Genomic DNA, 11,066 nt, shown 5'->3' on the forward strand with positions numbered 1-11,066 from the left:
TAACCTTTAAAGGCTTTTAATATCTAATTTTGTGGTGTATTTAAAGATAAGTCACTATGCATACATTATTCAAATTTTCTGTTTTACTCTTAAGTATTGTGTTTTTTAACATAAGCAGCTATGCACAGGAAAGTAAAACAGACACCATTAAAGTTTTTGGTAACTGTAATATGTGTAAAGAAAAAATTGAAGGTTCTTTAAAAGAGAAAGATGGTATAACAGCAAAAAATTGGGATAAAAAAACCAAACTTTTGGTCGTAACTTATGATGCTGCAAAAATTTCAAAAGAACAAATAGGACAAAAAATTGCAGATGTCGGCTATGATAATCAGTATGCAACAGCTACTGAGAAAGCATATAAGAAACTGCATTCATGCTGTCAGTACGACAGGCCTAAACAACCTGCCGGTGATGAAAATAAATAGTCACGCAACAAACATAATAAAATGAAAAAGCAACTCCTTACACTTATTCTTTCAGCCATAACATCTTTAGGTATGGCACAAACAGCTACAGATTTTACAGCAAACGACTGTAATGGCAACTCACATAATCTTTTTACAGAATTAAATTCCGGAAAGGTTATTGTCTTATGTTGGGTTATGCCATGTGCATCATGCACAGGACCAACATTAACAACTTATAATGTTGTTCAAAGTTATCAGGCTTCCAATCCAAATAAAGTTTTTATGTACACCTGCGATGATTATGCAAACACCAATTGCACTTCTTTAAACAGTTGGGCAACCGGAATTGGTGTTATGCAACAAAGCTGGTCGCTGCGATTTTCAAATACAGCAATTAACATGTCGCATTATGGTTCACCCGGCATGCCAAAGATTGTAGTTATCGGGCCTAATCATACTGTGTTTTATAATTCAAACAATACTGTTAATGCCACTAACCTGCAAAATGCCATTAACAATGCTTTGGCAACAACAGGTTTAAGCGAAAATAATTTACCTGCATCATCATTATCTGTGTTACCAAACCCTACTCAAGATGTAACAAAAATTAAACTCAATCTTCTGAATAACGCTGATGTAATTCTGGAGTGCTATAACCTTGAAGGAAAAAAAGTGCAGGAAATATTTTCCGGAAACCTGAATAAAGGAGAGCATATTATTCCTGTAAATCTTGAACCTTTTACTAATGGTATGTATCTTATCAAATTTTCTGATGGAAAACAATCAAAGTATATTAATTTGATAAAATCCAAGTAATAGAAAAACAGTTTTTCGGTTGGCATTAAATTTTGTAAATTAAATATCTATGTGTAATAAAGCTCAACTGAAGTTTTCTTTAGTTCTGTTATTAATTTGCTTCTCTGTTTCAGATACTTTTTCACAATGTTGTGCCGGTGGTAGTGGTAGCCCCATTGCCGGTGGAACATCACAAGGGGTACTTCAGGAAAAACAAGTTGAAATCAGTACTAACTTTCAATTTATCAGCACCAATAAATTCTATAAAAAAAGTTCCGTAGCTCCGGATTCTGTAAGAACATTTGATGGCTTTAAAAACACTTATGAATACTTCAGGGTAGCTTATGGTATTACAAAAAACTTAACTTTTTCTGTTGAGAGCGGTTATTATTATCAAAAGAAAGAAATAGGCCTGAATAATGATGAGGCTACAACATACAATGCAAAAGGTTTTGGCGACTTAATTCTCTTTCCACGCTACGATATCATTAACTGGACAGAAGAAAAACACCGTACAGAAGTAACTATTGGTTTAGGTTTTAAAATTCCACTTGGAAGTTATAATGACTCAACAGGCAATGTAGAGCCTTTTTCGGGAAACACCTATTATGTTACCAACCCGACATCGGTACAGCTCTCATCAGGGGCACATGATATTATTTTTTACACCTTTCTTTACAGAGGGTTTACAGAAAAAAACTTTAGGGTTTTTGCTAATGCCTTATACATAAAGAAAGGTTATAACCCCAATGGAGAAAAACTTGGTGACTTTGCCAGTGTAGGGATTTTTGCTGGTAAAACTTTCTTTAATAACCTAGGTGTAACCTTGCAGGCACGATATGAATGGATGGACAGAATGAAGGTAAATGAATCTATTTATCTGTTCGGAAAGCCATCAAACTATTTTCCGGAAGCCACAGGCTATAAAAAAGTTTTTATCTCTCCACAGCTCAGTTTTACAAAAGGCAAGTTTACTGTTTATGGCTCCTACGATATTCCCGTTTATCAATATTTAAATACATCGGAACATTACACCCAAATGGGTTCGCAGCATCAGGCTACTATTGGTATTACTTATCGTTTTCTGGCGTTAAACAGCTTTTTAAAAGAAGGTTCCGGCACCACCTATGTTTGTCCAATGCATCCACAAGTCACTTCCGGTAAACCGGGAAAATGCCCTGATTGTGGAATGGACTTGGTTAAGAAGAAATAAATTTTTAGTAATCCCCATCAACGATAACCAGCTTCTGCTCTCCCTGATTGTTTTTGGCAAGTAGATGTTGTTGCTTTAGCCAATGCTTTAGGTTCAACTGTCTTTTATAATAAGTACGTTTTACTACAGTTTGCTTGTGGTTTATATCCACAAAACACAAAGGGTTTATTCTGGCTTAGTAGCAACATCAATAAAAATATATACTTTTTTTTTTGATGACAAAAAAATAACGGCTGCTCAAATCGAGTCAGCCGTTATTTCACTTAATTCTTCTGTTTATTCTAGTTGCTTATTATAAATCTTCCGGAGTATGATTTTGCATTACCCTCTGGCAGCAATCTGAAATAATACATGCCCTCTGCAAGATTTTTGCGTTCTATACTAATTCTATTCATGTTAGTAGTGGTGTGCAATATCTCTTTTCCTGCTGTGTTATAAATAACAAGATGATATGTTTGATTATTTTCATTATCAAAAACAATATCGGCCTTACTGTTAAATGGATTGGGAATTACTCTTACCATTGACTGCGATGAAGCAGGTATTTCCACAACAGAAGTTGGCAAGCCAATTACCATAGTATTGAAAGTTTCATTGGTAATTATCGGATCATTCTGATCAAAATATATGGCTGCATCATTAAATACAGTTGTGTTATTTGGCAACCACTGATTTGCCATGATACTGTAACGCACATATCCGTGACTTAGCAATTCGTTGGTGTTACTGTCAACTAACATTATATTGGGGAAAGTAAACACCACTTCACGGTTGCTGATGTTAACCTGTGTTTGTACATTATGACTGGCATCAATCAATGCAAAAGTATTCAGGTCAAGACCGGCATCAATAACATCTCTGACAACCACTGTATAGGCTGTATCATTTCCGGTATTCTGGAATCGTATCAAATAATCCAATTGACTACTCATGAGTGTGTAATTGTTACTTAAGATTCCGGCAGGTGTCACCGACTTATCATTAGGATCATAACTACAACTAACAATATTACTTGAAATTAAAGTATCTGTTTCCATCACTGTTCCGTTTATCAAAGATTCCATAATGATGGTATCTGAAACTAAGCTACCTGCTGCGGGCATTCCAAGTTCGAATATGATTAAGCCGGTTGTCTGTGCAGTTAATCCCGGAAAATCATAAACTACTGTTTGTCCATTGACAGAAGTTGGTGTAATGCTTCCGGCAATGAAAGTTTGATTGGGCGAGAATTTCATGGTAATTCTAGCATCGTAAGTTACATATCCGGTGTTTTTATATTTGACTGTAGTTGCATTGTTTAAAAGGCACCTGCGTAGGCCAACCCGTGATACTACTTTGCAATCATAAACCGGTAAGGTAGAATTAAGACCAAAATCGAGACCTGTAGTGGTGGCTGAAGCATTTACGGTGTAACTTGGTTGACTACCTGGCGATAAGGAATAGCCGGGCATGGTATTTTGCCACTGTACGGTATGAGTACCGGCATAACTTCCCGCACTATAATTTCCGGAGTTATCCGTAAACACAAATACATTATCAGGTTGTACAGTTACTTTCTGGCCTGAAAAACCAGGTTCTCCTATATCTTTTATACCATTACTGTTTGCATCATAAAATACATTGCCTTGCAAAAACAGCGAACCCTGATCAACATAAAGAGCATTTTGTAAATATAATGTTATGTAAGAACCGAATCCAGTAGTATCATAAACTACACGTAGATTGTACCAACCAACAGGTGCATTGGCAGGAATTGAAAAATCTGCATAAAAGTGGAAATCGTCTATTACAATAAAAGTATTTGCATTGGCATGGTACGTAACTGCCGTATCTGTACGGTATAAGTAGGCATCATATATTGCTCCTGTGGGTGGTGACGAACTTTGAAAGATAGTATTTGCTCCGGAAATGTATGCAGTAAAACCTGTACCTGCCAGCACATTGAATGGTGACATTGAAGTTAAATATTGATTGGTAGAGCTTAAAGGGAAGTTGAGCCCTGTTGTAGTGATGGTATAGTTACCACTGATGGTAGCGGCACTAGGTGGATTAACCACATTGTTTGCTGTTGGTGTGATTGTAATAGTTTTGCTACCCGGTAATGTTGGTATTTTATAGTTACCTAAATAATCAGTCTGAACGGTTTGATTGTCGGGCTGAAGCGTGATAGTCTGCCCCGCCATACCAGGTTCCTGAAATCCTAGCAAGCCATCCGGGGTGACATCACTAAATGCAGTGCCTGAAAGGTACATGCTGGCAGCATAAACGGTTACAGCATTTGGTAGGGTTAAAGTATGAATATCTCCAAGAGAGTCAATATAGAAAACAACTAAATTATAAACACCGGGTGCTAAATTATTCCCAATACTAAATGAACCTGAAAACTGTGTTTGATTAATTACAGTTACATTCCAGCCAAAAGCTACAGGTATACCTCCTGGAGTTATAAGATAGGTGTTCATAATTGCCCCAATTGGTGATCCATTTTGTAAAGCCACACCTGCACAGGAAATAACTGCATTCAAAGTAGTGCCCTGCAGCATAGAGTCGGGCGAGATATTGAGAACTGCAGGCCCTGTGGCCGTTAGTCCAAAATTATATCCCGTTGCCGGTGCTGTAAAATTTCCGGTATAGGAGGCCTGACTTCCTGCTGATATCATGTAACTTGGCGATGGTTGCCACATAATGGTTTTTGTTCCTGGAGAAGTGTTAACAATATAATTTCCGTTTGAATTGGTAGTAAATAGAGTATTATCGGGTGTTAGTAGTATTTGTTGACCGCCTATACCTAGCTCCCCTGCGTCCTGCACCCCGTTTCCATTCTGGTCGTCAAATACTACACCTGAAATGGTAACGCTTGCCGAAAGAATTTCTACGGCATTAGGCAATATCAACGTAATAAAAGTTCCCTGACTGGCTGTATCTTCATAGACATAGCGCAAATCATACCAACCATAGGGAACAAAATTGGATATTGCAAAATCCATCTCTGTCTGTGTTTCGGACAAAGCATTCATGGAACTCAATGACCCTATAATGCTGTTTGTCCCCTGCTCCAAATAAAAACCTATGGTTGATGAGGACTGAAATAGGGTGTTGGCTCCGCTGATAAGAGCCGATAGGGTTGTACCCCTATAAGTTGAATTCGGTGATACCGATGTTAATGTTTGTGCCAACGTGGTTTTGCACAACATTACAATTACGAGTACTGCTACTAACTTTTACATGATTTGCGATTTTTAGTGAATATTATTTTTAATAGAATCTATTTCATGTCTTATTACCTGAACAAAACTTTTGTTTTGCTTCATGGCTATACTTTCATAATACCAAAGATTGGTCCCTGTATATTTTACTTTCCAAACCGGATTTACATTAGGATCAAACCCAACCGAGCGGAATATACTATCGCCTACATGTTGTATAACAACTATCATGTAGTCTGCATACTTGGCAGGCGGATGCAGCGCTCTTACTTCTCTAAACAAATTATAAGCTCCCAATTTGTTTCCTTTATTGAATACAGCAATGGCCTGATTGAATTTTGCATCCGGAAAACGTGGATTGATTTCAAGCGCTTTATTAAAATAGTTGTTTGCCGTATTGTTATCTCCTGCATTCATATAAACAGCGCCAATATCATTCAGTATTTGTACATGATACGGTGCCAAAGCAATGGCATCCTCATAGTAGCTTAATGCCTCCTTGGGTTGGCTATTCATAAATGCTGCTGCTCCTTTATACCAGGCAATGGGTGTTGCATTATAATCAATAGGGAAATAGGTTTCATCCATTGACTTGGCAATTCTATAGGCTATGGGCCATTTGTTTTTTTCTTTGGCAGCAAGCAATTGCTGGTACTGCGACTCTGCATTTAAGCGTGCCGCTGTTACCTTGGTAGAATAAATAGCAAAAAACATGAAACCAACCAATGCCACCGGCACAAGTTTAGATTGGCTTAGTTTTTTACTTTCTTTCATTTTGTAAAATATCAACAGTGAGAAATAAGTCATCAATATTACCATCAGGAGCATTTTCTCCATCGGGAAACCAAAAAAAGAAACTGTTGTAAATGTAACTAGTCCTGCCAAAAGTACCAAATTTTCTTTTGCTTTATTAGTTACATATTGCTTTATAGACATAAAAATACCCCAGCCCAACAAAAAAACATAGGAAATAAATCCGCCTATTCCGGTTTCAGCAAACATTTGAAGAAAATCGTTATGAGGCCGGGTAAATTTAATGTTGTCGGTAGTAAGGTAATTGGCTCCTGTAAACCCATACTTCGGTGCCAGCAATTTCCAGTTTGCCAATCCGCAGCCTGTCCAAAAATTTTCAACTATCAGTTTACCCGAATTTCGCCAAAGCATCATTCTTTCAAAAACACTGTTGGCATTAAACTTCACATCCGTAGTGTTTCCTTTTAAATAGGATACTGCAATTTCTGCTTTCCTGAAACCATCAATTTTATTAAAGACTAAAATTAACCCAACTATTGAAGAAAAGAGAGTAGCAATGGTAACCAAATTAATCCGCTCCTGCCTAACCTTGAATTTTATGGTAATAGTATTTCGAATCTTTGAATAGGATAGAAATGAAAGAACTATCATCACTAACACAAGCGCTACAAAAACAGAAGATGATTTAAGAAGTATCAAATAAACCAATGATAAGGCAAGAGAAACAATTGCAGATTTTTTCCACCTGTTTGAGTCCGCTATGATGCACATAACTTGCAATGGCATGCAAAGTGCAATCATTTCGGCAAATGAATTTTTATTGGATAATAATGAGGTAAGCCTAAAACCTATCTCAAATTCTTCTTTGTGTTCGTGCGCATAGTTCCACATATCAATCAACTGCCAAACGCCAACCAATTGAATAATATAAACCAGTAAAACTACTGTTCTTGAAACCATTTTCATTGGGTCAGCAACTATCTTACTCAAAATCGAAAACGCCAATAAATAGAACAACAACAATGTCCACTTGATGAATTCAAACAAGCCGTCATTGCTACTTAAGCTTTTATTCCATGCCATTCCGGTGATGACAACAACAGCAAACATGATAAACACAGGAGCAAAAGAAGTATCGAATATAGAAAATGTGATTTTTTTACTGTAGATACCATATAAAATTAATGCAGCAAACGGAAAAACAAATACCGATGCTGTCAGTAATCGTAAAGTATGGTCAGGGTCGGGCAAAGTGCTTGAAAAGGAAATAGTAAGCACTATCATAAAAAGTACAAACAAATAAAAAGCAACTTTATGTATTGACATAACTATCCTTATAAATTTACCAAACACAGAAAACAAACAATGCTAACAAAGATAGTTGCAAAAGGTGAATTAAGGAATTAAAATTTATGCAAAATAGCCGTTTCAGTATCCACAAATTGTACAAAAAAGATTGATAACTTTGTTTATCAGGAACAGTTTTATTTTAAATCAGTTAAGACCTACCTATATGTTGTATTTGTTTAATCAATATTATAGTTCATTGTTTATTGAATTCTGTGCTATATTGGTAAGTGTCTTTTTTAGCTTAAAAGTTGCAGGTAGCTTAAAATATTCTTTTTGTATTCTAAAAACAAGAAACTATATCTTTACATCTTTAAGCACATGAAATGAACACAGAAGCTCTCATTCTTACCATCAGAAAAAACATCGTTTGGATATTAGTCATTGCATTGGTAGCTTTTATAGTCAGTTATAAAATATCAGGAAGATTGAACAACTATTATAAAGCTGATATTATGTTTTTGTTAAACGATTTAAATCTTACTGATGATTCACCAAAGGAAAACAGCATTAGCAGCGTTATCAAAAACAAATCTATAGAAAATGAAAGGATTCTTGCTATCATTTACTCAGATGCACTCATCCAAAAAGTAGATAAAAAACTGAAACTTGGAAAGCATTATGGTTTAGATGACAAAGATCCAAAATACACGCTCAAACTAACCGCTTCTTTTGTTAAAAATGTTGCTGTAGAAATAACCTCCAGCAAAATTCTGTTGCTGAAAGTACGTGATAGAGAAGGACCAGAATTTGTTGCTAATTTAGCTGAGTCTATTATGAATGAGCTTTTGGCTTTTAACCGTGATCAAACCCAAGAATTGTTAAATGAAAAACTAGCATTTAACAGAGCCTTATTTAATACCTTGGATTCACGCTATATCAGTAAATTAAAAAAATTGGAACAATCAGTAGAGCAGCTTAGACACAACCGTCCAAAAGAAATGACATTTAATGATTTCCTTGTTATTAAATACAATATTATGGAAACCACCAAACAAATGGGAATGTTGACTTCTGAAATTGAAGATAACATCAGGAGCAATCTTTTAATTAATAAAACATTAGAAGGTAAAAAACTGGAAAGAATAATTGTCTTAAACAAAAAATACCTGATGCCGCAATCTCAAAATACAATGTTAAATCTGGCCGTTGCAACCGTTGTTTCCTTTTTAACCATACTTTTATCAATAATTGTGATTCATAGTTACGGATCCAATAAAGATTTAATTCATCTGTTTATTTTTGGTAAAAAGAAAGTGTAATTTTTATTCAATGCTTTTTGTTCAGCCCTCTTTTTTAATCAGAAATTTTTACGCTCGTTTGTTATGGCGAATGTCTGTTCATGAACCTATTGTTTACCTTACGTTTGATGATGGTCCTGATCCCGAAGTTACGCCTTTCGTATTGTCGCAGTTAAAGAAATGGAATGCTCTGGCAACCTTCTTTTGTATTGGAAACAATATTGAAAAACATCAGCAGCTGTTTAATCAGGTTGTTGCTGCAGGACATCAGATAGGCAATCACACACAGAATCATTTGAATGGTTGGAGTAACAACCTCAATACTTATTTGACTGATGTTGAACAATGCAGCACACATATTTCATCAGGTTTGTTCAGACCTCCTTATGGAAAAATCACGCTGAAACAAATTCGTTCACTACGTTCAAAATGGCAAATTGTAATGTGGGATGTTTTGTCTTACGACTTTGAAACTAAGGTATCACCAACAGCGTGTATTCAGAATGTGATGCAGCATGTACGTCCGGGATCTATTATTGTTTTTCACGATAGTAAAAAGGCATTTAAAAATTTAAGTGAAACGCTGCCTTTTGTTTTAGAAAAGCTTTCAGCAGAAGGTTATTCTTTTAAGGCTATTCCTCCTTACCGGCCACAACAATAACAATTTCACCTTTAGGTGGATGGTTGGTATAATATTCTGTGATCTCTGCTAAAGTACCTCGCTTTTTTTCTTCAAACATTTTTGAAATTTCACGTACCACACAAACTTTTCTATCAGGTTCAAAGTAAGTCATAAAATCCTGCAGTGTTTTGATTAACTTGTGTGGCGACTCATAAAAAACCATAGTACGAGCTTCTTCCTGCAAAGTCTTTAATTTTGTTTGTCGTCCTTTCTTAACTGGTAAAAAGCCTTCAAACACAAAACTGTTGCAGGGAATACCTGACATTACCAAAGCAGGAACAAAAGCTGTGGCACCGGGCAAACAAGTGAGTTCTATTTCATTCTCAATACAGGCACGTGTAAGTAAAAAACCCGGATCTGAAATACCCGGTGTTCCGGCATCACTGATTAAGGCAATTGATTTTTGTTCTTCTTTTAAAAGTCGCACCAACTCATTCACAGCTGCATGTTCATTGTGTTGATGGTGTGTAAAAACCTTTTTTGAAATTCCGAAGTGGTGCAACAGCACAGAAGCAGTGCGTGTGTCTTCTGCAAGAATAATGTCGCATGACTTGAGAATATTTAATGCTCTGAGGGTAATATCTTCGAGGTTACCAACCGGTGTGGGAACGATGTATAACATTCATCAAAAGTAACCAATAGAAGTTAACTTTAGTTTTTTATAAATTTTGCATTATAAACATGATCATCAGAAGTGATTGCCTCTAAAAAATAAACCCCGTTTGACAGTCCTTCAACTGTTATCCGATTTGACAAGTCAAAAGAATAGTTTCTGACCTCCTCACCGGCAGGGTTGAATATTCTTACCCTTTTAAGGTATAAATTTAAAGGCACATTCAGGTAAATAAACTTGTTGGAAGGATTAGGAATCACGTCAAATTTACTTCTGTCATATTCATTTACGCCAACAAACGGTAGAAATAGTACACAGGCTAAGTAAGGGTTGTATTTAACCACCGTGCCTCCTTGTGTACTGACCGGCCAAACCACAACTACATTACTGCCTGCTTTGTAATTAGCACCATTGAAAAAATAAGGTGACTGAATTAAAATGTTTATACTGCTATTTGGTTGAATAGTATATGACGTTCCAGAATTAAGAATTATTGAATCTTCCGGAAGTGAATCACTCTGTAGTTTCAACATCAAACCACCAGTAAAAGTGGCATTGGCATTATAATTCTTAATGGTAACCTGAATATTTGCATAAGGCTGTTGTTCAAGGGCAGAATCAGGGCATTGTGGAAATTGAGGTGAAATAGCTATGACAGCTAATGAATCTGTTTGTGCTGAGGCAAATTCACAAAACATCAAACTTATAAACAACACTAATATCTGAACCCTTTTCATGATGAAGTTTTTTAAAATAAAGACTAAATAAAAGTATAAATTGTTTTTCAATGCTGAATATTTATTTTTGCT

9 protein-coding genes are annotated in these 11,066 nt (G+C 35.9%); 5 read left to right on the forward strand and 4 right to left on the reverse strand.

What is annotated here, in order from left to right; all coding sequences use genetic code 11:
• Nucleotides 1–56 precede the first annotated feature (56 nt).
• The 3 genes from V9G42_02170 to V9G42_02180 are packed head-to-tail and all read left to right on the forward strand — an operon-like array spanning nucleotide 57 to nucleotide 2,415.
• Complete coding sequence (locus tag V9G42_02170; GenBank protein ID MEI2758221.1) at nucleotides 57–425, forward strand: cation transporter; 369 nt, start codon at nucleotides 57–59, stop codon at nucleotides 423–425.
• A gap of 21 nt (nucleotides 426–446) precedes the next feature.
• Nucleotides 447–1,223, forward strand: a complete 777-nt coding sequence (locus tag V9G42_02175) for a T9SS type A sorting domain-containing protein (protein ID MEI2758222.1) — start codon at nucleotides 447–449, stop codon at nucleotides 1,221–1,223.
• Between the two features lie 49 nt (nucleotides 1,224–1,272).
• A complete protein-coding gene (locus V9G42_02180) occupies nucleotides 1,273–2,415 on the forward strand; it encodes a heavy metal-binding domain-containing protein (GenBank protein MEI2758223.1) in 1,143 nt (380 codons plus the stop codon).
• A 281-nt stretch (nucleotides 2,416–2,696) separates the two neighbouring features.
• On the opposite strand, the gene V9G42_02185 is transcribed toward V9G42_02180, so the two are convergent.
• On the reverse strand, nucleotides 2,697–5,609 hold the full coding sequence (locus V9G42_02185; GenBank protein MEI2758224.1) for an SdrD B-like domain-containing protein: 2,913 nt from the start codon (nucleotides 5,607–5,609) through the stop codon (nucleotides 2,697–2,699).
• Between the two features lie 45 nt (nucleotides 5,610–5,654).
• On the reverse strand, nucleotides 5,655–7,700 hold the full coding sequence (locus V9G42_02190) for an O-antigen ligase family protein (GenBank protein MEI2758225.1): 2,046 nt from the start codon (nucleotides 7,698–7,700) through the stop codon (nucleotides 5,655–5,657).
• Between the two features lie 347 nt (nucleotides 7,701–8,047).
• Between V9G42_02190 and V9G42_02195 the strand changes: the two genes are divergently transcribed.
• Together V9G42_02195 and V9G42_02200 are read left to right on the forward strand one after the other, a co-directional pair.
• Complete coding sequence (locus V9G42_02195) at nucleotides 8,048–8,983, forward strand: hypothetical protein (protein ID MEI2758226.1); 936 nt, start codon at nucleotides 8,048–8,050, stop codon at nucleotides 8,981–8,983.
• Between the two features lie 70 nt (nucleotides 8,984–9,053).
• A complete protein-coding gene (locus tag V9G42_02200; GenBank protein ID MEI2758227.1) occupies nucleotides 9,054–9,623 on the forward strand; it encodes a polysaccharide deacetylase family protein in 570 nt (189 codons plus the stop codon).
• On the opposite strand, the gene rsmI is transcribed toward V9G42_02200, so the two are convergent.
• Nucleotides 9,595–10,266, reverse strand: a complete 672-nt coding sequence (gene rsmI / locus V9G42_02205; protein MEI2758228.1) for a 16S rRNA (cytidine(1402)-2'-O)-methyltransferase — start codon at nucleotides 10,264–10,266, stop codon at nucleotides 9,595–9,597. The genes V9G42_02200 and rsmI overlap by 29 nt on opposite strands.
• 29 nt (nucleotides 10,267–10,295) lie before the next feature.
• Nucleotides 10,296–10,994 (reverse strand): T9SS type A sorting domain-containing protein, encoded by a 699-nt coding sequence (locus tag V9G42_02210; GenBank protein ID MEI2758229.1) that lies wholly within the window; start codon nucleotides 10,992–10,994, stop codon nucleotides 10,296–10,298.
• Between the last annotated feature and the right edge of the window lie 72 nt (nucleotides 10,995–11,066).

This window comes from Bacteroidia bacterium (genome assembly GCA_037045145.1).
GTDB lineage: Bacteria > Bacteroidota > Bacteroidia > AKYH767-A > OLB10 > OLB10.